Raw genomic sequence first — 25,675 nt, 5'->3', positions numbered from 1 at the left:
TATAAATAAAGGCCTCTAATCTTCGCAGACTAGAGGCTTTTTAGTGTTAACTTTATGTGGTGGTTTGCTTAGCGTTGGCTTACTTTATCCGTCAGCTCTTGTTTCTCTTGAGCAGAAAGGAAGGCAAGTTCTAAGCCGTTAAGCTGAGCTTGTTTAATTTGCGCTTGGCTTAATCCTGCTTGAGGTGCTGCGACTTCATATTCATAAGGAAGCTCAATCCCTTCAACCGCTGGGTCATCAGTATTAAGACATGCGAGTACACCATGATCTAAAAACTGTTTAATTGGGTGATTTTCTAACGATTCAACGGTACTGGTTTGAATGTTCGACGTTAGGCATGATTCAATACCAATTCGATGCTCTGCAAGGTAATCCATCAGTTTAGGATCGTGTATCGCTTTAACACCGTGACCAATACGAGTTGCGCCAAGCTCTTGAATGGCCTGCCACATACTCTCTGCACCAGCCGCTTCTCCAGCGTGAACGGTTACATTCAAACCCGCATCGCGAACTTGATTAAAATGAGTCACAAAGCGATCGCCCGGTTGACCAAGTTCATCACCGGCTAAATCAACAGCAACAATGTGATCCTTTTGGGTCAAAATTGCATCAAGTTCTTGCTGACAAGCATCAATGCCAAAAGTGCGGCTCATGATACCAATCAGGTTTGCTTTAACGCCAAAATCACGTACACCGGCTTGTACTCCATCAACCACGGCTTCAACCACACCTGCAACCGGAAGTTTGTGTTTCATTGCCATGTAGTAAGGTGAAAAGCGCAGTTCTGCATAGTCAATTTGTGCGTTAAGAACATCTTCAACATTCTCATAGGCCACTCGGCGACATGCGTCGAGATCGCCCAATACCGCAACCCCCCAATCTAACTTTGATAAGAAGGCGACTAATGATGGCTCGGCTTCAACAATCTGCACGTGAGGCGTTAGGCCTTCAATATCGTAAGCTGGAAGTGCAATGCCAAATTTTTTGCCTAGATCTAATATGGTCTGAGTACGAATGTTACCGTCAAGGTGACGATGTAGGTCAGTCAAAGGGATATTTTTATTAATCATTGTATTCATTCCAATTAATAGTGGGGTTTTATTAGGGCAACAGATGCTAAGTATAAAAACCATTCACTGCACTGTCAGTAGTGAAAGTGCGTAAAACGGGTTAAATCCCCTATTTGTTATTTCATGTTAACTAAATGTGTTGGCCACTCTTCAAACGGAACTGGGCGGCTGTATAAGAATCCTTGGGCTTGTGGGCATTGCAGTTTGCGGAGTAATTCTGCTTGCTGTTGAGTTTCGACCCCTTCTGCCACAAGATTCACCTTGAAGCCTTTGGTTATATTGACAATAGCCGCCACGATTGAATTATCGAGATTTTCTGGTTCTAACTCACAGACAAAACTGCGGTCGATTTTTAGGCAGTCGAAAGGCAGTTTGTGTAAATAGGCCAATGAAGAGTAACCCGTCCCAAAGTCATCAATAGCAATGGAAATACCCAGATCTTTAAGGGCGAACATATTTTTCATGATCATCGGATCATTGTCGACGATGCGTGATTCGGTGATTTCTAGCGTCAGGTTATTAGCGTTGAGTTGGGTGCTTGCTAAGATATCTTTAACATCATCGATAAACTCATCTTTAGCCAACTGCTCGACGGATAAGTTAACGTGAAGGACAAAATCCTCTGCCCACTGACCAGAGTGAATTGCAGATGCTGTATCGGTACACGCTTTCAATAAAATCTGATGACCGATATCACTAATGAAGCCGTTATCTTCGGCTAATGGAATAAACTCAAGGGGAGAGATGAGACCGTGTTTGTTCACCCAGCGAGCCAAAGCTTCTGCCCCAAGTATTTTGCCCGTTTCTAAATCAATGATCGGCTGATAGAAAGGTACAAACTCTTGTTTTTCAATTGCAGCGCTAATGTTCGCGAGCATCTTGGTGCGATTGCGTGAGACTTCGGCCATTTCGGGGCTATACACACTAGTTCGAGTTTTGTCTTGTTTCGCTTTACTTAGCGCAATGCTGCTATTGCGTAACCATACGGTCATCTCTTTATCTGGAGATGTGTTGACCACGCCAATAGAAACATTAACGATGAGCTTGTCTGATTTCATGCTAAAGGGAGAAGCGAACGCTTGAAGTAAGCGATTGGTTAATAAGGAGACCTCCTCGTGCTCTGCGACCCCAGGAGCGTAAATTGCAAACTCGTCACTACCACGAGCGATAAGATAATGGTTTGGTAATGTGTCCCGTAATCGCGTTGCTGCAACGACTAATAGTTTATCTGCTTGTTGATGACCAAGGCTGTCGTTAATTTCTCTAAACCGGTCAATCCCAACCAAGTAAAGGCTTCCGGTTTGCTTCGCATTTAATTTTTCACTAGCCTCTAGCAAGCCCCCTCTGCTGTAAAGCTGTGTCAAAGAGTCATAAGTTAACTGGTGACGTAGTGCATCAAATGATGATTTTAGATTATTCGTCATCTCATTAAAGGCTTTGACTAACATGTTGATTTCATAAATGTACCCAAGGTTTGGCATGCTGCTATTCCAGTTACCTTTGGCAAGATTTCGAGCGGACTGAGCGGTTGCTGAAATGGGCTTGGTTACTCGGTTGAATGCCACTAGACCAATGGCAATACCTATAATGCTGACCACAATCCCTACACTCCAACTTAAACGTTGGTTGTTCGGCAGTGCACCAAGGAGGTCTGGCTCTGAAATCGAAACACCGATATACCACTCAAGCCCATGTTGATCTGTGTAAGGCGTAACTTGGCTAAAGTAGCGTTCGCCACCAATGATGGAATCGAATTTGTATAAGCGAGACTGAATGGGAAAAGCAAGCGGTTGGATGTACACCGCCATCGCTTGAATTATCGGGTTAGCACTCTCTATTGCGAGTAAGCGATCGCCTTTGTCGGTAATGGGTGTTCCCCAAGAGACGACACTTTTGCTGCTAGAGTGTGTGACCAGTTGGTGGTCATTATCAAAAATGTAGATGGTCGCTTTGGTTTGTTGTTTAAGCTCGTTTAGAAAGGCATTGAAAGTGTGCAGTTTGATATCATTGGCAACAACACCGATAAACGTTTCATCTTCAAATACGGGAGCTAGTGCAGAAATAGTGATCGCTTGCCTTTCATCTGCATCGGTGTATATCGTTGACCAAGCTGGCTTTTTACTGCTTGAAACAGGCGTGTACCAAGGGCGGACCTTTGGGTCATAGTTATCGATCACCGCTCGAGTTTGCTCGCTGATTTCTCTGCCTTGATAAATGGTCAACTTTCCATTAGATCGACTGTCTTTTAACATTAAGCTAAAGTCATTATTGGTTTCTTTTCTAAAGCCAATATATTCACTGGCTTCGCTACCAAAGCTGATGACACCAAGTTGAGAAACTGGCTTATACAATGACTCAAAGCTGCTTAGAATATACCGCTCAATAGATTCTAAACTGCCTTTAGTGTATAGCTGGTTTTGGCCAATATTATGACTGATGGATAGGGTGGCCTGAAACGGTTCTTCAAGGTAGTAGTTGAGTTTTTGAACAACGTTGGTGGTCAGTGATGTGAGATGTTTATCACTGACCTGCTCAACCATCTCTTCATAGCTGTATTTCTGAACGAAAATGATACTGCTCATCGCGATCAAAAATATCAAGATGAAGGGTACGACGACCGCTGTTCTTAATGTTATCTGAGTCATTTACTTCCGTGAATATGTTATATACGCGCATTTATATCGAGGGGTTACTTTTTAAGCATGCCCTAAACGTGGGCCGAATGGTATACCATATAAGTATTATATAGGTGCTCTGTCTCATTCATGCGGCGTATTTCCTTATTTCACTCAGTATAGCTCTTTTAGTTTCCTCGTCAGTGTATTTCTTCCCCAGCCTAGAACCTTTGCAGCATCTTGTTTATGACCATTAGTATGATTGAGTGCTGCTTCAAGGAGAATGCGTTCAAACTCTGGTTGAGCAAAGGTAAGCAACTCGGTTTCTCCCGATGAAAGCGCTTGCTTAGCCCAATAGGCGAGCAGTGCTTGCCAGTTCTCTCCTTCACTTAATGCTACGGCAGGTTTTTCATTGATAAGTTCTGTAGGAAGATCGCTAGGTAGAATCTCATTACCACTCGCCATCACGGTTAACCAGCGACAAATGTTTTCTAACTGACGAACATTACCCGGCCATTCGAGGTTATTGAGTACTTCAACGGTTGCTGGGTTTAATGTCTTGATATCAACTTTAAGCTCTTCTGCGGCCAGTGATAAGAAATGTAGCGTGAGCTTTTCAATATCCTGCTTACGTTCGCGAAGCGCGGGAATATGAATTCGAATTACATTAAGTCGGTGAAACAAGTCTTCACGAAAATCGCCTTGATGAACGAGGTTTTCAAGATTTTGATGGGTTGCAGCCACAATACGAACATCAACTTGAATCGCGGAGTGTCCGCCAACACGGTAGAACTGCCCATCCGAAAGCACTCGTAGTAATCGAGTTTGAATATCGAGTGGCATATCACCAATTTCATCTAGAAACAGGGTGCCGCCATTCGCTTGTTCAAATCGACCTTGTCGAACACTATTGGCTCCAGTAAAGGCGCCTTTTTCATGACCAAACAGTTCTGATTCAATTAAATCTTTTGGAATTGCAGCCATATTGAGTGCAATGAAAGGTTTCTTGGCGCGCGGACTATGGCGATGCAGTGCGTGTGCGACCAGCTCTTTACCAGTTCCTGATTCCCCGTTAATCAGTACTGATATTGATGAGCGAGACAAACGGCCAATCGCACGAAAGACCTCTTGCATAGCGGGAGCTTCACCTATAATTTCTGGCGTTTCGTCTGATGAGACCTCTTCGACGTTTTGTGCTTTGCGCTGCTCTTGATTATGCGTGATTGCTCGCTCGACTAAAGTGAGCGTTTCATCGACATCAAAAGGTTTGGGTAGGTATTCAAATGCGCCTTTTTGGTATGCATTAACCGCAGCATCAAGGTCTGAGTGCGCTGTCATGATGATCACTGGCAGCTCTGGAGAGCGCGCGTGGATTTGCTCAAGCAGCTGTATCCCATCAATGCCCGGCATGCGAATATCAGATACCAATACATCAGGTGTTTCTCGCTCTAGGGCAAGTAAGACACTTTCTGCATCGGCAAATGTTTCACATTTAATGTTGGCAGATGAGAGTGTCTTCTCCATTACCCAGCGGATGGAGCTGTCGTCGTCGACAACCCAAACGTATCCTTTACTCATAGTGTGTAATCCTTACGGCAACGACGTTGCAAGCTTAAAGTTGTAAGTGATAAATATTAAATCGGTAGATAGATGGTAAATGTTGTTTTACCGGGCCAGCTTTCAACGTCTATTTTTCCGTTGTGCTGATCGATTAAGTTTTGTGATATTGAAAGTCCGAGTCCTGTTCCACCCTCGCGCCCTGTGATCATTGGGTAGAACAGTGTGTCGAGTAATTCTGAAGCGATACCAGGTCCATTATCGATGATCTCTATTCGTGCACTGAGTTTGTGCCTTTGACCATGAATATTCGCTTGATGCACTGTTCTGGTGCGAATGGTAATTGTTGGATGCTCGGTTTTATGTTCGGCAAGAATTTGCGCGGCGTTACTGACGATATTAAGCAGCGCTTGTTCTATTTGATCGGCGTCGACCAAAATTTCAGGCAAGCTTGGATCATAGTCACGTTCAATAGCGATAGTATGCTGTGACTCTAGTTCAACCAGTTGACGTGCCTTTTCAATAATTGAGTGAAGATTTTCAGGCTGCTTTTTACCGGGCTTTTGTGGGCCAAGTAATCGATCTACCAAAGCTCTTAATCTGTCGGCTTGTTCAATAATGATTTGCGTATATTCCGTCAGATTGGGATCGGGCAGCATCCGTTCAAGTAATTGAGCCGCACCACGAAGACCACCTAGCGGGTTTTTTATCTCATGAGCTAAACCACGAACCAGCAGTTTAGCTGCTTGCTGCTGTGCATGTTGATTCAGTTCTTGAGATAAACGACGCTGCTGGCCAATTTTTCTCATTTCAACTAACAGCATCAGCTCTTTTTTCCACGATAGTGGGCTGACAGTCACTTCGAGCATCAATGGTTTTCCATCCACCACGAAAGTGACGTCGCTATCCGTGATACTTTGGCCACTTTGAAGAGGTTGAGACAGCAGTGCTAAGTCCATAGAGGCATGTTGAATGAGGTTAGAAAGGGGTTGGTCGATGATGCGTTTGGCGCTTTGAGTAAAGAGTTGCTCTGCCGCCGGGTTGGCGTATCTCACGGTCAGAGATTCATCCAACATCAGTGTTGCGGTGACGACATTATTTAGTATCGCATTACTTAACTCTAAGTCGCTCAGATCTCGGCTCACTGCATCATCCTTATGTCTCTGGAAAATCACCATCGCACCATTATGGTGCATATGAATTCCAGTATGGCGCATCGATGCTACAAGAGAAAGTAAAAAGGGGCTGTGTCATGAAGTTTCAGACCCGTTTTGCGTTACTTTATAGAAGCACGATGTAAATGCACCGTTATAGTGTTGGATGATGCAATAAGCTTGCCGTCTCTAAACGCTTGAATTGAAATAGTATGAGTGCCGCGATTAATACTTTTTAGTTGCCACTCTCCATTTGTGTTGGGTGCTGCGTATGACGCGTCATTGAAGATCAGTTGTAGGTGCTCACCCACGACCAATTTACGATTTAGCTTTGAAGTCACGTTGATATGGCCTTGGTTACTGCGAATGGTTTGGTCACTCTGCGGAGATTGAAAAGAGAGTGACAGCGGCTCAGGTTGAAGCGCAGTCTTGGTTTTTTTATTTGGCACAGTTTTATTGCTAGAGGTATCGCTAGGTAAGTTCTCAAATGAGGGTGCAGGGGCATTTGCTTGATGATCGGGTAAGGTTAGCGCCTTAGTACTCTTGCCACCTGGAGAGTCGCTAAAATGGAGAACGCCTTGGTCATCCTCCCAGGTATAGATAGTCTGAGCGAAGAGTAAGCTGGGAGTGAATATTAAGAGAGCGACTAAAGAAGAAATAGCGAAGTTAGGAGTGAGCAGCACAGAGCGGGTAGGAAGTCGCTTTTTCATCATAAGTATCCTTCAAATAATCAATCAATTGAGTATGTTAAAGGTCGATGTTCATGGGCCAAATACAAAAAAGGCCCACCTGCGAGGTGAGCCTAATAAAATAGTAACTTCAACTATAAATTACACAATACTTTGTGAATTACGAATTGAGGTTATACAGAGTAGTAAAGTTCAAACTCAAGTGGGTGAGTTGTCATGTTTACGCGCTCTACGTCTTGAGACTTAAGACCGATGTAAGAATCGATAAAGTCATCAGAGAATACGCCGCCGGCAGTTAGGAACTCACGGTCTTCATCAAGTGCTTTTAGAGCAACTTCTAGAGATTCTGCAACTGTTGGGATTTCTGCTGCTTCTTCTGCTGGTAGGTCGTATAGATCTTTGTCCATCGCTTCGCCAGGGTGAATCTTGTTCTTGATTCCGTCAAGGCCAGCCATAAGCATTGCTGAGTAGCATAGGTATGGGTTAGCTGCTGGGTCACCAAAACGTAGCTCGATACGACGTGCTTTAGGGCTTGGTACCACTGGGATACGGATAGAAGCAGAACGGTTACGTGCAGAGTATGCAAGCATTACTGGTGCTTCGAAGCCTGGTACAAGACGCTTGTACGAGTTAGTTGATGGGTTAGCGAATGCGTTAATAGCGCGAGCGTGCTTGATTACACCACCGATGTAGTGAATAGCTAGCTCAGATAGGCCGCCGTACTTATCACCAGCGAATAGGTTAACACCGTCTTTCGCTAGAGATTGGTGAACGTGCATACCAGAACCATTATCACCAACAAGTGGCTTAGGCATGAATGTCGCTGTTTTACCAAATGCGTGAGCAACGTTGTGTACAACGTACTTGTAGATTTGAGTCTCATCAGCTTTTGTTGTTAGCGTGTTGAAGCGAGTAGCGATTTCGTTTTGACCCGCAGTTGCTACTTCGTGGTGGTGAGCTTCAACAACAAGACCCATCTCTTCCATGATTAAACACATAGCAGAACGGATATCTTGAGATGAATCAACAGGAGCTACTGGGAAGTAACCGCCTTTAACGCCAGGACGGTGACCTTTGTTACCGCCTTCGTAATCAGAACCTGTGTTCCAAGCTGCTTCTACGTCGTCAATCTTGAAGAAAGAACCTGACATGTCAGTGTTAAACTTAACATCATCAAATAGGAAGAATTCTGGTTCAGGACCGATCAGAACTGTGTCTGCGATACCTGTTGAACGTAGGTACTCTTCAGAACGCTTAGCGATTGAACGTGGGTCACGGTCGTAGCCTTGCATTGTTGCAGGCTCTAAAATATCACAACGGATATTTAGCGTTGAGTCTTCTGTGAAAGGGTCAAGAACAGCGCTAGATGCGTCAGGCATCATTACCATGTCTGATTCGTTGATACCTTTCCAGCCAGCAACTGAAGAACCATCGAACATCTTACCTTCTTCGAAGAAGTCTGCGTCAACTTGGTGAGACGGAATTGAGATATGTTGCTCTTTACCTTTTGTATCTGTAAAGCGCAGGTCAATAAACTTAACTTCGTTTTCTTGGATTAGCGATAGGACATTTTCTACTGACATCTTGGATAACCTCCAGTGTAATTAAAGCGGTATTAGCTCGATAAAATAGTCTTCTATAAAAGTGATGAACTTATAATAAAAGTAAGAAACCCAGCATTGATTAATTTCGTTTCATTAGTATTAATCGATGCTGATTACAATAAAGCTATTATCGTGCCAAAAAAATTAATCCATTAATTTCAATGCATTATATAAAAGCTGTTGGAATCAACCAATACGATTGCACCAAAATGATCCGCAATGGCACTGTATTGGTGCATTGCGGTGCAATTGCACCAATATGAAACAAACAACAGATGTTATTCAGCCAATATTTGCCGAAAATGTCAATGGCAATAATGCGTACCTGATTCTAATTTGTCCCAAATCAACTCATCATCTAGTCTTATATGGAAGGAAATCGCTGTGATGGATCACATATTTCTGGGTTTTTTCCCAGAATCTGGTACATTACGGACGTTTTTTTAATCAAATAAAGTAATGCTCATTAAATAATCGATTATTTAAGAGGGTTGCTTCTTTAAAAGTGAATCAAAATCCATGGCTACTCCACAGATTGATAAGTTAAGAAATATCGCGATCATCGCGCACGTTGACCACGGCAAAACAACGCTGGTTGATAAACTGCTACTGCAATCAGGTACGCTTGAGTCTCGCGGTGAAGCTGAAGAGCGAGTCATGGACTCGAACGACATCGAAAAAGAGCGTGGCATTACCATTCTTGCTAAGAACACAGCAATTAACTGGAATGACTACCGCATCAACATCGTAGATACTCCTGGACACGCGGACTTCGGTGGTGAAGTTGAGCGTATCATGTCAATGGTAGATTCAGTTCTACTTATCGTTGACGCTGTTGATGGCCCAATGCCTCAAACTCGTTTCGTTACTCAAAAAGCATTCGCACACGGCCTTAAGCCAATCGTTGTTATCAACAAGATTGACCGTCCTGGTGCTCGCCCTGATTGGGTTATGGATCAAGTTTTCGATCTTTTCGACAACCTAGGCGCAACTGATGAGCAACTAGACTTCACTGTTGTTTACGCTTCAGCACTAAACGGCTGGGCAACAATGGAAGAAGGTACTGTTGGCGAAGACATGGAACCACTGTTCCAAGCCGTTGTAGACACAGTAGAAGCGCCGCAAGTTGATCTTGATGGTTCACTTCAAATGCAAGTATCTCAGCTTGATTACAGCTCTTACGTTGGCGTTATCGGCGTATGTCGTGTAACTCGCGGTAGCATCAAGCCAAACCAACAAGTAACTATTGTTGGTGCAGACGGTAAGAAACGTAATGGTAAAGTGGGCACAGTTCTAGGTTACCTAGGTCTTGAGCGTCACGAAGTTGAACAAGCTAACGCTGGTGACATCATTGCAATCACAGGTCTTGGTGAGCTGAAAATTTCAGACACTATCTGTGACCAAAACAACGTTGAAGCAATGGAACCACTTTCTGTTGACGAACCAACGGTAACAATGACATTCCAAGTAAACACTTCTCCGTTCGCGGGTAAAGAAGGTAAGTTTGTAACGTCACGTAACATCCTTGAGCGTCTACAAAAAGAGCTAGTACACAACGTTGCACTACGCGTTGAAGAGACTGACAGCCCAGACCGTTTCCGTGTATCAGGTCGTGGTGAACTTCACCTATCGATCCTTATCGAGAACATGCGTCGTGAAGGTTTCGAGCTAGCAGTATCTCGTCCAGAAGTAATCATCAAAGAAGAAGATGGTCAACTAATGGAACCGTTTGAGACGGTAACTATCGATGTTGTTGAAGAGCACCAAGGTGCAATCATGGAAAGCATCGGTCTACGTAAAGGTGAGCTAACAGATATGGCTCCAGATGGTAAAGGCCGTGTTCGCATGGACTTCATGATGCCTTCTCGTGGTCTTATCGGTTTCCAAACTGAATTCTTAACAATGACGTCTGGTTCTGGTCTTATTTACCACTCATACGATCACTACGGGCCACACAAAGGCGGCGTAATCGGTCAACGTAACAACGGCGTACTTGTTTCAAACGGCACAGGTAAAGCACTAACTTACGCACTGTTCTTCCTTCAAAACCGTGGTCGCCTATTTGCAGAGCACGCAGACGAAGTATATGAAGGCCAAGTAATCGGTATTCACAACCGTTCTAACGACCTAACAGTTAACTGTTTGAAAGGTAAGCAGCTAACTAACGTTCGTGCATCTGGTACTGATGAAGCGCAGGTTCTTTCTCCGCCTATCCGTCACACACTTGAGCAAGCTCTTGAGTTTATCGACGAAGATGAGCTAGTAGAAGTAACGCCAGAAAGCGTTCGTATTCGTAAGAAACTTCTTACTGAAAACGAGCGTAAGCGTGCTGCACGTCCAGCGAAAGACGCTTAATTACTTGTTTGCTTAACGGCTTAATGCTGTAACAGACAAACAATAAAAAGGGTGAGAAGATTTCTTCTTGCCCTTTTTTGTGTCTGAAGGTTATGAAGTTAGAAGGTTTATGATGAATAAAGCAGAAATGAAACCAATTATTATTTCGGGTGGACCAGGGGCTGGAAAAACAACCTTGATTAATGCGCTGGCTGCACGAGGTCATCAAACCTTTGCTGAAAGCTCTCGCCAATTGATTGAGCAGCAAAGCCAACTAGAGCATGGAATACTGCCGTGGACGAACTTAACGGGCTTTGCAGAGCTTTGTTTGGACGTCATGGGTGAGCAGAAACAGGCGGCCATAGCGAGCCGACGACTCTCATTTATGGATCGCGCCATTCCTGATATTTGCGCCTACCTAAAACAGGGTGCGATTGAGGTTGACAACAAGTATGTAGAAGGCAGCAAGGGCTATCATCCTCAGGTGTTTTTTTGTCGACCTGAAGCATCGATTTATGTTCAAGATGATGTGAGGCCGTACCCATTTGAAGAGGCTCTCGCTATCCATGATCAGCTTGAGAGCACCTATCGAGAATTAGGTTTTGAAGTTGTTGATGTGCCTTGGGGGAATGTGGAACAAAGAGTTGATGAGATATTGGCCTCTGTTAGAAAATAATCTAGATTGGTAGCGAGTAGAGCCTGTTAACTGATAAGCTTAATTTAATTACACTGTATCAGGGAGAAACAGGTTGAAGTTGGATGCGATTACTCTAAATACCGCGTTAAAGCATGGGCTAGCCTATTGTCGCTATCTTTTGACTCGGATGAAGCACGATAGAATCAATGTAAACGCTGGGTATCTCACCTACATTACTTTGCTCTCAATCGTGCCGATGCTAACGGTATTGCTGTCTGTGCTCTCGTCGTTTTCAATCTTTGCTACTGCTGGCGATGTCATACAAGACTTTGTTATTACGCACTTTGTTCCGGCGGCGGGCGATGCTGTTAAAGGCGCGTTAGCTGAGTTTATTGCGAATACCGGAAAAATGACCGCCGTTGGTGGCTTGTTTTTGTTTGTTGCCGCACTGATGCTGATTTCCAATATTGATAAGAATCTTAACTTTATTTGGCGAGTCACAGAGAAGCGCCGCCCCGTTTTTTCCTTTTCAATGTATTGGATGGTACTGACTTTAGGACCTATCCTTGTTGGGGCAAGTATTGCTGCCACCTCTTATATCACCTCTTTGAAGATCATCGACAGTGAAGCCATTACGGGTGTCTATAATTTGCTGCTTCGCTGGTTGCCGTTTTTACTCTCTTTCTTTGCTTTTATCGTACTTTACCTGCTTGTTCCCAACAAAAAGGTGCTTTTTAAGCACGCAGTGGTTGGTGCGATCGTTGCTGCTATCTTGTTTGAACTGAGCAAAAAAGGCTTCGCGGCTTATATTACTCATTTCCCTTCTTATCAGCTTATTTATGGCGCACTGGCGGCGATCCCTATTTTGTTTGTTTGGGTCTACTTGTGTTGGTTAATTGTTTTGATTGGCGCGGAAGTCACCGCAGCATTGGGCGAAGAGACTCAGTGGTCACAAGATTCAGAGATGCTACAATCGAGCGTTCAAGATAGTCAGAATGTTCAAAGTATTGAGCAAGAGAAAGGAAAAGAGTGTGATTGCGCTGATTCAGAGAGTAAGTGAAGCTGCGGTAAAGGTTGATGGTGAAGTGGTTGGAGAAATCGAGCAAGGTCTACTGGTACTGCTCGGTGTTGAGAAAGATGACGATGAAGCCAAAGCAAAACGCTTAATGGAGCGCGTTACCACATATCGAGTTTTCAGTGATGATGAAGGCAAGATGAACCTCAATGTGAAACAAGTTAGTGGTAAAGTGCTGGTCGTTTCTCAGTTCACCTTACCGGCAGACACTAAAAAAGGAACCAGAGCAGGCTTTTCACGTGGTGCACATCCAGCTGATGCAGAGCGTTTGTATGACTACTTTTCAGATCAGTGTGAAGCCGTGCTACCAACGGAGCGAGGACGATTCGCTGCTGATATGAAAGTATCGCTTGTGAACGATGGCCCCGTGACTTTTTGGCTACAAGTGTAGTTAATACGTATTGAGTAAAGATTAATCGAGTAAAAACAAAGCGAGAAAATGAGAACGACAGTCAGCGGATCTATAATTAATAAAAATCGACCGCGGCTAATTTTAACAGACAGACGTAAAACGCTAGGAAGAGTTCAATGTTCAAACTGATTACACCAAAAACAGATAACCAGCTGAATAAGTATTATCACTTTCGCTGGCAGATGTTGCGTGAGCCGTGGCAAATGCCGCTAGGTTCAGAGCGTGATGAATATGATTCAACTAGCCATCACCGCATGATCGTGGATGGAAGAGGGCGACCAATGGCGATTGGGCGTCTGTATATTACGCCTGACGATGAAGGCCAAGTACGTTATATGGCGGTGAAAAGTAACCGTCGTAACAAAGGCATGGGTTCGCTGCTGTTGGTGGCTCTTGAGTCGTTAGCCCGCCAAGAAGGTGTAAAGCGGTTAGTATGTAATGCTCGTGAAGATGCCATCTCATTTTATGAAAAAAACCATTTTGAGCGTCGTGGTGAGCTAACTGATCAGCGTGGGCCTATGCGTCACCAACAGATGGTGAAGACACTGGATCCAATGGCCAATGTACTTCGAAAGCCGGAATGGTGTACTGAGTTACAAGAGCGTTGGGAAAATCAGATCCCAATCAGTGACAAGATGGGCATTAAAATTAACCAATATACCGGTTATCAATTTGAGTGTAGCGCGCAGTTAAATCCGAATCTTAACCCACACAACACCATGTTTGCAGGCTCTGCATTTACACTCGCAACCTTAACGGGTTGGGGAATGACGTGGTTATTGCTTAAAGAGCGCGGCTTACAAGGTGATATTGTTTTGGCTGATAGCCGAATTCGATATCGTCACCCTGTGGAGCATAACCCTGTGGCGAGTACCTCTTTGGATGGTATCAGTGGTGACTTAGATAGATTGGCGTCTGGGCGAAAAGCGCGTATTGTCATTAACGTCACTATTTACAGTGGTGACAAAGCAGCGGTTGAGTTTATTGGCACTTATATGCTGCTACCAAATTACCAGTCGACCCTTTCTGTTTAACCTCAATATACTATCGGTGTAATTAGGTCTTCGTGATTACACCGAATTACTTAGCTCGAATAAGTTATTGCCCCAAATGCGTTAAGAGCAATTATGATGGGAAGTCGTTTTGTTATTGAGTAGATCAAAGCTCAGTTGCTGGCACTCTTGTTCAATTAACAGCTCAATATTGCCTACTTTTGGCATCACCAAATCGATGTTGCCATGCAGTGAACCCACTAGATTTTCACCTTCCACTTTACTGTCACTCATTGATACGCGACCTCTATTGGAATTCACCTCTAGATCTCGCATGTAAAAGGGTATCAGTAAGCTTTGTGGCTGCGCGCTGCCATAACCTTGAGCTTTGGTATAAGTTAACTCAGCATCACGTACGCTGGCGAGAATAGTGCCCGTCAGTGAATGATCTAGCATCTCTTTATTGCCTGATAATCCATGCGCGTTTAGCTCAAACTCCAGCTCACCATCAAGTTGAATAGGTAGGTTAGCCACGGTATGAATCATTTTTAGTGGTAGCCCATCACCATGAGCGATCAGCTGCCATGGACGGCTGAGGCTATTGAGTTCCCAATAACCCGATGCATCAAAATAGCCTTTTTCTAGTGGAATGAAGAGCCGCTCTAGCTCCCAAGCCCCGTCATTTGAATTACTGTTGATCACCGCTTGTGTTGCTATTGCATCATCGTAACTTAGACTATTTGCGGAGAGTTCGATCTCTCCATTCCATAGGCCCAACGTTTGGTTTCGTTTCAGCTCTAGGTTACTTCCTGAGACATTCAGCCCTGACACTTGCCAAAATGGTGCGTGTTTAATCTGAATTACCTGACTACGTAGGATGTCGAGTTGATCAATGGCCACTGCATCTTGTTGATCTAAGTAGTCAGTCAGTAACGATAAACTCTGCTGTGTGTCCTCAACTAACTTCAGGCCGGTGGCTTTTAGCCAATCAAGTTTTGTTGTTGTTGGGGTAAGTTTTCCTGAAAGCTGAATCCGACCTTGAAGATAGTCACTATCAAATTCAGCGATAGAAACCTGATTCGGTGATAGCTCTAATTTTGCCATCGGAGAGATTAAAAGCTGATCTTGGTAGGCGATGCTCTCGGCATTAAACGAAAGGTACGCACTCTCTTGCTGCCACCATGATAAGGATTGAAATAGAGATTGTGTGGACAATGAAGGCAGCGTTATATTTTCGACCGATGCATCCAAATTTACGATTTGAACATCACCGGAGGAGAAATGACTGTTAAGTACATCAAGGCTATTAATGTGAGAGATGTTATTGAATATCGTAGTTTGGCCTGATGAAAGTGCGGTTAGTTTTTCAAGTTCAGTTAAATTGAGCTTATTAAGCGTCATATTAACCAGTGACCAACCGTGATCATACTGCTCGGCTTGACCAGATATTTCAGCGTCGCGCCATTCAAATGAAAGACCAAAAATGGTGCTGTTATTTGGCTTGTAGTCAGCGTCGATCAATAGCTGATTGAGTGCTTCGCCATGATAGTAAAACTGCTCGGCACTGAGTTGAATCTCTCCAAAGGGGATCCGTTGCTTATCGTCATGCCAGAGTGGTTTTTTAATCTGAATGTTGATCCCACGAGCGATGCTGTCTTGATAGGAGAGATCGAAATTATTCAAAGCGAGTTGATGCAGTGTGAGATTATTTTGCCATTCAAAAGAGAGTTGCGACTGTTGTAGGCTTAAACCATCAATGAGCAGGCTATCGAGCACCCATTTCCCTTGTTGATAAGGGGTTCGATTGATCCACAGTTCGACTTTAGGAATGTACGTCGTTTTCAGCTTTTGACTCTGTTTTTGTGTGCGTTGATAAGTGACACCCTCAAAGCTGAAGTGGAGTGGTGCGTTGTAGGTGATTTTTTCAACCTGAATTTGGCTGTCTAGAAATAGCTCAAATAGATAATTCCCAGCGGCAGAAGCGTAGCGAGTTTGAGAAATAGCATAAGCCGATGCGACGAGCGAAATGAGCAGAGCAATTAGGATTAGCGGAATGACCAGCAGCTTTTTCATTTCAGATGTAATCCAATTTGAGTGAGATCGTATCAATAAGAGTCTATAGATTGGTACAAAATGAAGTGTGCATCAATAGAAAAAGCCCCTAAAGTTAGGGGCTTGTACTAAGTTGTGAGATTAAGAGCCAAAGTTGTCAGTTTTTTAGTAACAGTTATCAGCTTTAATCCACTTGGTTTGCTTTTAGTCGAGCTGTGGACCTGCGGCAACCAGAGACTGACCTTCGTTATTATCTGTGTACTTATCAAAGTTATTGATAAAGCGCTGGGCTAGATCATTCGCTTTGCTTTCCCACTGTAGTGGGTCTGTGTAAGTATCACGAGGGTCTAAGATGGAAGGGTCAACACCTGGTAGGGATGTTGGAACTTCTAAATTAAACACTGGAATAGACGTCGTTTCAGCTTTCTCAATCGAGCCATCTAGGATTGCATCGATGATTCCGCGAGTATCTTGAATAGAGATACGCTTGCCACTGCCGTTCCAACCTGTGTTGACAAGGTAAGCTTCAGCACCTGCCGCTTCCATACGCTTAACCAGTACTTCAGCATACTTAGTTGGGTGTAGCGTTAGGAACGCCGCACCGAAACATGCAGAGAACGTAGGCGTTGGTTCAGTAATACCACGCTCAGTACCTGCTAGTTTCGCGGTAAAGCCTGATAGGAAGTGGTACTTAGTTTGCTCAGGTGTCAGCTTAGACACTGGAGGAAGCACACCAAATGCATCCGCTGATAAGAAGATCACTTTGTTTGCGTGACCACCTTTAGATACTGGTTTAACGATGTTATCGATGTGGTGGATTGGGTAAGAAACACGAGTGTTCTCAGTTTTTGAGTTGTCATCAAAATCAATAGAACCATCATTGCGAACAGTTACGTTTTCTAGCAGTGCATCACGGCGGATTGCATTGTAGATATCTGGCTCAGCTTCTTTAGACAGCTTGATGGTTTTTGCGTAACAGCCACCTTCAAAGTTAAATACGCCATCATCATCCCAACCGTGCTCATCGTCACCAATAAGCGCACGTTTAGGATCAGTAGACAGTGTTGTTTTACCCGTCCCCGATAGGCCGAAGAACACAGCTACGTCGCCTTCTTCACCTACGTTAGCACTACAGTGCATAGAGGCGATGTCTTGTAGAGGCAAGAAGTAGTTCATCATTGCGAACATACCTTTTTTCATCTCACCGCCATACCAAGTGCCGCCAATCAGCTGCATGCGCTCAGTTAGGTTAAATACCGTGAAGTTTTCAGAGTTCAGACCATGCTCTTCCCACTTCTGGTTGGTACATTTTGCGCCGTTCATTACGACGAAGTCAGGCTCAAATGTTGTTAGCTCTTCTTCGCTTGGACGAATGAACATGTTTTTCACGAAGTGAGCTTGCCATGCAACCTCAGTAATTACGCGAATACTTAAACGAGTATCAGGGTTAGCACCACAGTAACCATCAATCACAAACAAGCGTTTACCAGATAACTGATTCGTCACAAGCGCCTTAAGGTCATTCCAAACCGCTTGGTCGATTGCTTTGTTATCATTTTTAACCGCGTCAGATGTCCACCACATGTGCTCTTCTGTTGTCGCATCTTTAACGATGTACTTATCTTTTGGCGAGCGGCCAGTAAAGATCCCAGTATCAACAGCAACAGCACCAAGTTCAGTTACTACGCCTTTTTCGTAGCCTTCTAAACTTGAACGGGTTTCCTCTTCGAATAATTGCTCGTAACTAGGATTGCGAAGAATCTCAGTTGCGCCAGTAATTCCGTGCTTTGTTAGATCGATTTGTGCAGCCTTTGTATGTTCCATAACGGTCATAGGTGCTCCTTGTAAGGATAGATTTTGTAGGGATTTGAAATTTTATTATTTTTTTATTTGCTCATCATACTACCAACGAGGTAGACGGAAAAAAGGGATGTAGTTCAAAAAATACCCACAATTCCGGTGTGGCTTATGTGTCCCATCACATAATGGCAAGAACCATTTTATCCTGTAAGCAAACCTTTGCGCTAGATCAAAAGAATTATTAAGTTGAAGAAATTAAGTGTGGTTATTTTATGGTGAAAACCCTTGTGTTACCGGGGTTTGATCACAAAAAAAGCCAGCAATGAGCTGGCTTGTATGGCGGTTTTTACGTGCTTAATACGCTTTGCGAATTAGAACAGGTAAATTAAACAGTTTGTACGAATTAATGCAGCGTACTGTTGCCAGAGTTGGCTTCAATAAACAGCTCTTTCACCTGTTCTTCGTTAAATGAATAACTCGTTCCACAGTAATCACAATGCAGAGAAACAGCACCTTCGGTGGCGATGATGTCGGCAAGCTCTTCTTGGCTAACGGTAATAATGGCTGCGCCGCTGCGTTCACGAGAGCAACCGCAGTGAAATTCGACTGGCTGTGGTGTGAAAAGCTGAACTTTCTCTTGGTTATAAAGGCGATACAACAATTCGTTCGCTTCTAGTGTGAATAGCTCTTCATCTTTAACTGTATCAGTTAGCTGTTCAAGGTGCTCGAAGTCATCAGCAGAGCCTGTGCCATCGGGCATGACTTGCAGCAACATACCAGCTGCGCATTTTTTACCTTCAACTTCACCTGTACGAATCCAGAGGCGCGTTTTTAATTGCTCAGAGCGCTCAAAGTAGCCTTCTAGGATTTCAGCTAGGTTGTCACCTTCAAGTCCAACCACACCTTGGTATCGTTCACCTTTCTTTGGTTCAATCGTGATCACGAGGTGACCTTTACCGATGAGTTCATGAAGTGATGCCTGATCGTCAATATCATCTTTAAAACGCGCAACACCACGAATTTTCTGATCATGGTCGCCATTGATCACAACCAGTGATACTGGGCCATCACCTTGCAGTTGCATGGTAATTGAACCTTCGAATTTAAGCGTTGCGGTTAACAGGGTTGTTGATACTAGTAGCTCACCCAGTAGCTTTTGCACGGCTACAGGGTATTCCTTGCCAGAAATAATTTGTTGGTAGGCTTCATCCACTTGTACCAACTCACCGCGTACAGAAAGATCTTCAAAAAGGTAGCGGTTTAATACATTGCTTTCCATCTAGGGAGCTCCAGCTTATTGATTCTTAAATTTAATAATGTTTCGACGCTGCTTTTTGTCAGGTCGACGTTCTGGGGCAGGGCTATGAGCGTGAAGTTTACGCTGCTCTGCATTTGTTTCTCGTTTTGCGATGCTTTCTGCTGTCTCAGTATAAAGCGTCTGTGCTTCTGGCGCTCCACGTCTCTGGTCTGACAGTTTTTCAATCACGACGGTTTTCTCTTCGTGACCTTGTCTAAGTGTAATGAGCGCGCCCAGTTCTACAAGTTTACTTGGTTTACTGCGCTGACCATTATAATGAACTTTGCCACCGTCGATCATGTTACGTGCAATAGAGCGCGTTTTATAAAAACGGGCGGCCCAGATCCATTTATCGAGTCTTATTGCTGTAGAGTTGGAACTCATAGTAAAAAAATACCTCTAATTGATTGGCGCACGGTAATAAGTCGACAGTTTACGATCACTGACATGTGAGAATCAGTCATCAAATGTGGGTAAACAATGGTGTTGTGATTCCATTTTTTCAAGGTAAACAGTAAATATTCGTGCGATTTCACGGTAGCTTAACAACCCTATGTTATATTAAAGGGTCATAACTGTATGATCAGTAATATTAATCACTGCTTCCTGTCAGTGATTTTGGATTGGTATTTATAAGGATATTCTTGGGTGAAGCAGAACCATCTCTCTCACATCGTCGCTTCAAATGTTTGGCTACAGAAAATAACGGGGAAATCCGTCGCTATTCAACAACGCTTGAGTATCGTCTGCTGCTTAATGTTATTGATGTCTGCTGCATGGATGTTGGGAAAAATGTTCTGGTTGGTGCAAAGCCCATCGGATTCAGTGACACCGTGGACACCCCAAGCGATCAATCAACAAAACCAACCTCAATCGAGCCTCGATACCTCTTCGCTAAAGAACAGCCACTTATTTGGTGTTTATCAACAAGAGAGTAAACCGGTTGAAAAACCTGTCGTACAGGATGCGCCGAAAACGAAACTGAATTTGACCTTAGTTGGTGTCGTTGCCAGTAGTGATGAAAGCAAGAGTTTAGCGGTTATTGCTAACAGAGGTAGTCAGTCAACTTACGGCATTCGAGAGCAGATTGAAGGCACTCGAGCACAGCTGAAAGCGGTATTCAGTGATCGAGTGATTATTGATAATTCTGGGCGTGATGAAACTTTGATGCTCGCTGGTATTGATTACAGCAAGTTATCAGCCAATACCCCCGCAGCAAAACCGAGCCAAAATCGCCAAGGTAATAATGTAGCGAATAGTAACGCGACTAGCGCATCGAAACTTGATTCGATTCGTGAGCAGATTTCAAAAGACCCACAAAAGATATTCCAGTACGTTCGCATGTCGCAAGTGAAGCGTGATGGCAAAGTGATGGGTTATCGAGTCACACCAGGTAAAGAGCCAGAGCTGTTTCGTTCAGTGGGTTTAGAAAGTGGTGATATTGCGACGCAACTCAATGGTCATGATCTGACTGACCCCGCATCAATGAGCAAAATTTTTAAAACGATCTCTGAGTTAAGTGAGTTAAGTCTCACTGTAGAAAGAGATGGTCAAAGCCATGATATTAATATTGAATTTTAATGCTGATGCACAGTGCGTCAGTATGAGGAGTAAAAAGTGAAGCATTGGTTTAACAAGAGTGCTTGTCTATTAGCAGGAAGCCTATTAGCAGGAAGCTTAGTGGCACCCCCAGCGGCGGTAGCCAATGATTTTAGTGCCAGCTTTAAAGGTACGGATATTCAAGAGTTTATTAACATTGTTGGTCGTAACTTAGAAAAAACCATCATTGTTGACCCGTCTGTGCGTGGCAAAGTAGATGTGCGCAGTTACGACATGTTGACCTCTGAGCAATATTACAGCTTCTTCCTCAATGTTCTTGAAGTGTACGGTTTTGCTGTCATTGAGATGGATAACGGTGTGTTGAAAGTGGTGAAATCGAAAGACGCCAAAACCTCCGCGATTCCAGTCGTCAGTGACGATAGTGCTCAGGGCGATAGTGTCATCACACGTGTTGTTGCAGTGCGAAATGTCTCTGTGAGAGAGTTATCACCACTGCTGCGCCAACTTAACGATAATGCCGGGGCGGGTAACGTTGTGCACTACGATCCTGCCAATATCATCTTAATTACAGGTCGTGCTGCGGTTGTAAATCGCTTGGCTGAAATCATTAAGCGTGTTGACCAAGCGGGCGATAAAGAAATAGAAGTTATTGAGCTTAACAACGCTTCAGCCGCTGAAATGGTTCGTATCGTTGAAGCGTTAAACAAAACCACTGACACGAAAAATACTCCAGCATTCTTACAGCCTAAGCTTGTAGCCGACGATCGCACCAATTCTATTCTTATCTCTGGCGATCCAAAAGTACGTGCAAGACTGAAACGATTGATTACTCAGCTCGATATCGAGATGGCTTCAAAAGGCAACAATCGCGTTATCTATCTAAAGTACGCAAAAGCCGATGAATTGGTTGATGTGCTTAAAGGTGTCTCGGATAACCTGCAAGCTGAAAAACAAGCGGCTAGAGCGGGTTCTGGAACTGGTGGTGGAAGTAACAACCGAAACGAAGTGATGATAGCGGCTCATACCGGTACCAACGCGTTAGTTGTGACGGCGCCGCCAGATATAATGAATGCGATTCAAGATGTCGTCTCTCAGCTTGATATTCGCCGTGCTCAGGTTTTGATTGAAGCGTTAATTGTTGAAATGTCAGAGGGTGATGGTATTAACCTTGGCGTTCAATGGGGTAACTTGGAAACCGGTGCTGTTGTTCAATATGGCAATACTGGTGCATCTATTGGCAACGTGATGATTGGCTTAGAAGAAGCTAAAGACACGACTAAAACGGAAAGTTACTGGAACTCAAGCGATAATAAATGGGAATCTCGTGAAACCACCGAGGAAGGGGATTACTCGACTTTAGCCGCTGCGTTATCTGGCGTGAACGGTGCTGCTGTGAGTATTGCGATGGGCGATTGGACGGCATTGATTAGTGCGGTATCCACCGATTCCAATTCAAATATTCTTTCCTCTCCAAGTATTACGGTAATGGATAATGGCGAAGCTTCATTCATCGTTGGTGAGGAAGTGCCGGTTGTCACAGGCTCAACCTCTGGCTCCAATAACGATAATCCATTCCAAACCGTTGACCGTAAAGAAGTTGGTATCAAGCTTAAAGTGGTACCACAAATTAACGAAGGTAATTCAGTACAACTGGATATCGAACAAGAAGTATCAAATGTACTGGGTGCCCAAGGCGCGGTTGATGTTCGCTTTGCTAAGCGTCAGATAAATACCACCGTTATGATCGAAGACGGGCAGATGATTGTCTTAGGTGGGCTTATCGATGAGCGCGCCCTTGAGAGTGAGTCGAAAGTACCGCTACTGGGCGATATTCCTTTCTTAGGTCACTTATTTAAATCGACTAGCACTCAGGTTGAGAAAAAGAACTTAATGGTCTTCATCAAGCCAACCATCATTCGCGATGGCATGACGGCTGATGGTATCACTCAACGTAAATACAACTACATTCGTGCAGAGCAACTGTTTAAAGCCGATCAAGGCTTAAAGTTGATGGAAGATAATAACATTCCAGTACTGCCAGAGTTTGGTCAAGAGATAGGTCACCCTGCGGAAATTCAAGCCTTCCTCGATCAAATGGGCACAGGGAAATGAGCGAGCAACTAAACAATAGCGTCATACAGCGCTTGCCCTTTAGTTTTGCTAATCGCTTCAAGGTCGTACTTGAGCACAACGAGCAAGGCAGCACACTATTTTATGTAGCACCGCTGGCGATTGAAGCTTTAGTGGAAGTAAAGCGAGTCGCGAAAGTTGCCTTTACGCCCATTGAGCAAAGCGTTGAAGAGTTTGATAGCAAACTGACGGAAGTGTATCAGCGTGACTCTTCAGAAGCGCGTCAGTTAATGGAAGATATCGGTGCTGACAGTGATGACTTTTTCTCTTTAGCGGAAGAGCTTCCTCATGATGAGGACTTGCTTGAAGCTGAAGACGATGCACCGATCATCAAATTGATTAACGCCATGCTGGGTGAAGCAATCAAAGAAGGCGCATCTGATATACACATCGAAACGTTTGAAAAATCATTGTCGATTCGTTTTCGTGTCGATGGTGTCTTACGTGATGTTCTTGCGCCAAGTCGCAAGCTAGCACCGTTACTTGTTTCTCGAGTGAAGGTGATGGCGAAGCTCGATATCGCTGAAAAACGTGTCCCTCAAGATGGTCGTATTTCACTGCGTATTGGTGGCCGAGCCGTTGACGTTCGTGTCTCAACCATGCCTTCATCTCACGGTGAGCGAGTGGTTATGCGTCTACTTGATAAGAACGCGACCCGTTTGGACCTGCACAGCTTAGGCATGACTAAACCTAATCACGACAGCTTTAGAACGCTGATTGAACGACCACATGGCATTATTTTGGTGACGGGTCCTACCGGTTCTGGTAAATCGACCACCCTGTATGCAGGTCTTCAAGAGCTAAACAGTAACGAACGAAATATCTTAACCGTTGAAGACCCGATTGAATTTGATATCGATGGTATCGGCCAAACACAGGTTAACCCGAAAGTTGAGATGACCTTTGCTCGTGGTTTAAGAGCGATTCTTCGTCAAGATCCTGATGTGGTTATGGTTGGCGAAATTCGTGATTTAGAAACGGCTCAAATTGGTGTTCAAGCGTCATTAACGGGTCACTTGGTTATGTCGACTCTGCACACCAATACTGCTGTCGGTGCGATCACTCGTCTACGAGACATGGGGATCGAGCCATTTTTGATCTCATCTTCTCTGCTTGGTGTATTGGCTCAGCGATTGGTACGAACGTTATGCCGTGATTGTAAGCAGCCATACCAAGCACTGCCTGATCAAAAGGCGTTGTTTGACGTTGCTCCCGATGAAGAACTTATTTTGCATCGTGCCGAGGGCTGTGAAAGCTGTAATAACAAAGGCTACCGAGGTCGTACTGGTATCCATGAGCTGCTCTTGGTTGATGAGAACGTGCAAGCCCTAATCCACAGTGAAGCGGGTGAGCAAGCAATAGAACAAGCCGTTCGCCAGAAAACGCCGAGCATTCGTAGTGATGGTTTATTGAAAGTTCGTCGAGGTATTACGTCTATTGAAGAAGTAATGCGAGTGACTAAGGAAACCTAATGGCGGCATTTGAGTATAAAGCGTTAAATGCCAAAGGGCGGCAAAAGAAGGGGGTTATCGATGGTGATAATGCTCGTCAAGTTCGTTCACGCCTAAAAGAGCAAGGTCTTATCCCTATTGAGGTGACGGAGACTCGCGCCAAAAACAGTGCTCAATCTGCGCAAGGTGGGCTGAGCTTTAAACGTGGACTCAGCACGCCAGATTTAGCTCTCATTACTAGACAGTTATCGACACTGGTTCAATCCGGCATGCCACTTGAAGAGTGTTTAAAAGCCGTCTCTGAACAGTCAGAAAAGCCGCGCATTCGTACCATGTTGGCTGCGGTGAGGTCTAAGGTGACAGAAGGTTATACCTTAGCGGATAGCTTAGCCGATTATTCTCATGTGTTTGATGATCTGTTTCGTTCGATGGTGGCTGCGGGTGAAAAGTCGGGCCACTTGGATGCGGTATTAGAGCGTTTAGCTGATTACGCAGAGAACCGTGAAAAAATGCGTTCTAAGCTTCTTCAAGCGATGATCTACCCGATTGTATTAGTAGTCTTTGCGATCAGTATTGTGGCGTTCTTATTGGCTGCGGTTGTACCTAAAATCATCGATCAATTTGTGCAGATGGCGCAAGACTTACCTCAATCGACCCAGATCCTATTAGCCGCGAGTGATTTTGTACAACAATGGGGCTTGGTTCTACTTATTAGCACAATCACTGTTATAGCGTTTATTAAGTGGTTGTTAACCAAGCCAGAAATTCGATTAAGCTGGGATGAAACCATGTTATCGCTGCCATTAATTGGCAAGATAATTAAAGGGCTTAATACGGCTCGCTTTGCTCGAACATTATCTATCTGTACATCCAGCGCCATCCCAATTTTAGAAGGGATGCAGGTCGCGGTGGATGTTATGACTAATCAGTACATTAAACAGCAAGTCCTGTTGGCGTCTGATAATGTCAGAGAAGGGGCGAGTTTAAGAAAAGCGCTCGATCAAACCAAACTGTTTCCACCGATGATGCTACATATGATAGCCAGTGGTGAGCAAAGTGGTCAGCTTGAAAGTATGCTAACTCGCGCAGCGGATAACCAAGATACTCAGTTTGAATCAACCGTAAACATAGCATTGGGGTTATTTACGCCAATGCTGATTGCTTTAATGGCAGGGCTAGTGCTGTTTATTGTAATGGCGACCTTGATGCCAATTTTAGAAATGAATAATTTGATGAGTCGTTAAGA

19 protein-coding genes are annotated in these 25,675 nt (G+C 44.2%); 9 read left to right on the top strand and 10 right to left on the bottom strand.

The genetic code is table 11. From position 1 onward, the window contains the following. Positions 1-68 precede the first annotated feature (68 nt). From add to glnA, 6 genes are all read right to left on the bottom strand, one after another. Positions 69-1,070 carry an adenosine deaminase gene (gene add / locus L4C54_RS20870; protein WP_428809645.1) on the bottom strand — a complete coding sequence of 334 codons (1,002 nt, stop codon included), beginning with the start codon at positions 1,068-1,070 and terminating at the stop codon, positions 69-71. Between the two features lie 116 nt (positions 1,071-1,186). Then, positions 1,187-3,715 carry a phosphodiesterase GepA gene (gepA, locus tag L4C54_RS20865; protein WP_428809644.1) on the bottom strand — a complete coding sequence of 843 codons (2,529 nt, stop codon included), beginning with the start codon at positions 3,713-3,715 and terminating at the stop codon, positions 1,187-1,189. Positions 3,716-3,859: 144 nt separating this feature from the next. Continuing rightward, entirely contained in the window at positions 3,860-5,263 is a 1,404-nt protein-coding gene (glnG, locus tag L4C54_RS20860; RefSeq protein ID WP_428802837.1) for a nitrogen regulation protein NR(I), read from the bottom strand. Positions 5,264-5,319: 56 nt separating this feature from the next. Beyond that, on the bottom strand, positions 5,320-6,420 hold the full coding sequence (gene glnL, locus L4C54_RS20855; protein WP_428809691.1) for a nitrogen regulation protein NR(II): 1,101 nt from the start codon (positions 6,418-6,420) through the stop codon (positions 5,320-5,322). A 98-nt stretch (positions 6,421-6,518) separates the two neighbouring features. After that, entirely contained in the window at positions 6,519-7,106 is a 588-nt protein-coding gene (locus tag L4C54_RS20850) for a DUF4124 domain-containing protein (protein WP_428809690.1), read from the bottom strand. Between the two features lie 152 nt (positions 7,107-7,258). Then, on the bottom strand, positions 7,259-8,668 hold the full coding sequence (glnA, locus tag L4C54_RS20845; RefSeq protein WP_428802836.1) for a glutamate--ammonia ligase: 1,410 nt from the start codon (positions 8,666-8,668) through the stop codon (positions 7,259-7,261). 540 nt (positions 8,669-9,208) lie between these two features. Between glnA and typA the strand changes: the two genes are divergently transcribed. The 5 genes from typA (at position 9,209) to L4C54_RS20820 (ending at position 14,181) form a co-directional block, all read left to right on the top strand. Next, a complete protein-coding gene (gene typA / locus L4C54_RS20840) occupies positions 9,209-11,044 on the top strand; it encodes a translational GTPase TypA (protein ID WP_428809643.1) in 1,836 nt (611 codons plus the stop codon). 127 nt (positions 11,045-11,171) lie between these two features. Further along, a complete protein-coding gene (locus tag L4C54_RS20835; protein ID WP_428809689.1) occupies positions 11,172-11,699 on the top strand; it encodes an AAA family ATPase in 528 nt (175 codons plus the stop codon). Between the two features lie 148 nt (positions 11,700-11,847). Next, positions 11,848-12,720 carry a virulence factor BrkB family protein gene (locus tag L4C54_RS20830; protein ID WP_428809688.1) on the top strand — a complete coding sequence of 291 codons (873 nt, stop codon included), beginning with the start codon at positions 11,848-11,850 and terminating at the stop codon, positions 12,718-12,720. Further along, entirely contained in the window at positions 12,692-13,126 is a 435-nt protein-coding gene (gene dtd / locus L4C54_RS20825) for a D-aminoacyl-tRNA deacylase (RefSeq protein ID WP_428809642.1), read from the top strand. The genes L4C54_RS20830 and dtd overlap by 29 nt, the downstream gene beginning before the upstream one ends. 137 nt (positions 13,127-13,263) lie before the next feature. Beyond that, positions 13,264-14,181, top strand: a complete 918-nt coding sequence (locus tag L4C54_RS20820; protein ID WP_428802833.1) for a bifunctional GNAT family N-acetyltransferase/hotdog fold thioesterase — start codon at positions 13,264-13,266, stop codon at positions 14,179-14,181. Between the two features lie 81 nt (positions 14,182-14,262). Here L4C54_RS20820 and L4C54_RS20815 read toward each other — a convergent pair whose 3' ends face one another. The 4 genes from L4C54_RS20815 to hslR all read right to left on the bottom strand — a co-directional run bounded on the left by L4C54_RS20815 (position 14,263) and on the right by hslR (position 19,672). Beyond that, complete coding sequence (locus L4C54_RS20815; protein WP_428809641.1) at positions 14,263-16,212, bottom strand: AsmA family protein; 1,950 nt, start codon at positions 16,210-16,212, stop codon at positions 14,263-14,265. A 183-nt stretch (positions 16,213-16,395) separates the two neighbouring features. Beyond that, positions 16,396-18,024, bottom strand: a complete 1,629-nt coding sequence (gene pckA, locus L4C54_RS20810) for a phosphoenolpyruvate carboxykinase (ATP) (protein WP_428802831.1) — start codon at positions 18,022-18,024, stop codon at positions 16,396-16,398. A gap of 370 nt (positions 18,025-18,394) precedes the next feature. Next, positions 18,395-19,270 (bottom strand): Hsp33 family molecular chaperone HslO, encoded by an 876-nt coding sequence (gene hslO, locus L4C54_RS20805; protein ID WP_428802830.1) that lies wholly within the window; start codon positions 19,268-19,270, stop codon positions 18,395-18,397. Between the two features lie 15 nt (positions 19,271-19,285). Continuing rightward, on the bottom strand, positions 19,286-19,672 hold the full coding sequence (gene hslR, locus L4C54_RS20800) for a ribosome-associated heat shock protein Hsp15 (RefSeq protein ID WP_428802829.1): 387 nt from the start codon (positions 19,670-19,672) through the stop codon (positions 19,286-19,288). 264 nt (positions 19,673-19,936) lie between these two features. On the opposite strand from hslR, the gene gspC reads away from it, so the two are divergent. Genes gspC through gspF form a run of 4 tightly spaced genes read left to right on the top strand, consistent with a single transcriptional unit; the run spans position 19,937 to position 25,673 of the window. Next, entirely contained in the window at positions 19,937-20,869 is a 933-nt protein-coding gene (gene gspC, locus L4C54_RS20795; RefSeq protein ID WP_428809640.1) for a type II secretion system protein GspC, read from the top strand. Positions 20,870-20,905: 36 nt separating this feature from the next. Next, on the top strand, positions 20,906-22,960 hold the full coding sequence (gspD, locus tag L4C54_RS20790) for a type II secretion system secretin GspD (RefSeq protein ID WP_428809639.1): 2,055 nt from the start codon (positions 20,906-20,908) through the stop codon (positions 22,958-22,960). Next, a complete protein-coding gene (gene gspE, locus L4C54_RS20785; protein ID WP_428809638.1) occupies positions 22,957-24,450 on the top strand; it encodes a type II secretion system ATPase GspE in 1,494 nt (497 codons plus the stop codon). The genes gspD and gspE overlap by 4 nt, the downstream gene beginning before the upstream one ends. Beyond that, a complete protein-coding gene (gene gspF, locus L4C54_RS20780) occupies positions 24,450-25,673 on the top strand; it encodes a type II secretion system inner membrane protein GspF (RefSeq protein ID WP_428809637.1) in 1,224 nt (407 codons plus the stop codon). The genes gspE and gspF overlap by 1 nt, the downstream gene beginning before the upstream one ends. Positions 25,674-25,675 lie beyond the last annotated feature (2 nt).

This window comes from Vibrio lamellibrachiae (genome assembly GCF_050337265.1).
In the GTDB taxonomy this organism is placed as follows: domain Bacteria; phylum Pseudomonadota; class Gammaproteobacteria; order Enterobacterales; family Vibrionaceae; genus Vibrio; species Vibrio kyushuensis.
Note: the sequence above shows the minus strand (reverse complement) of the source record. Positions and strands in the feature narration are given on the sequence as shown.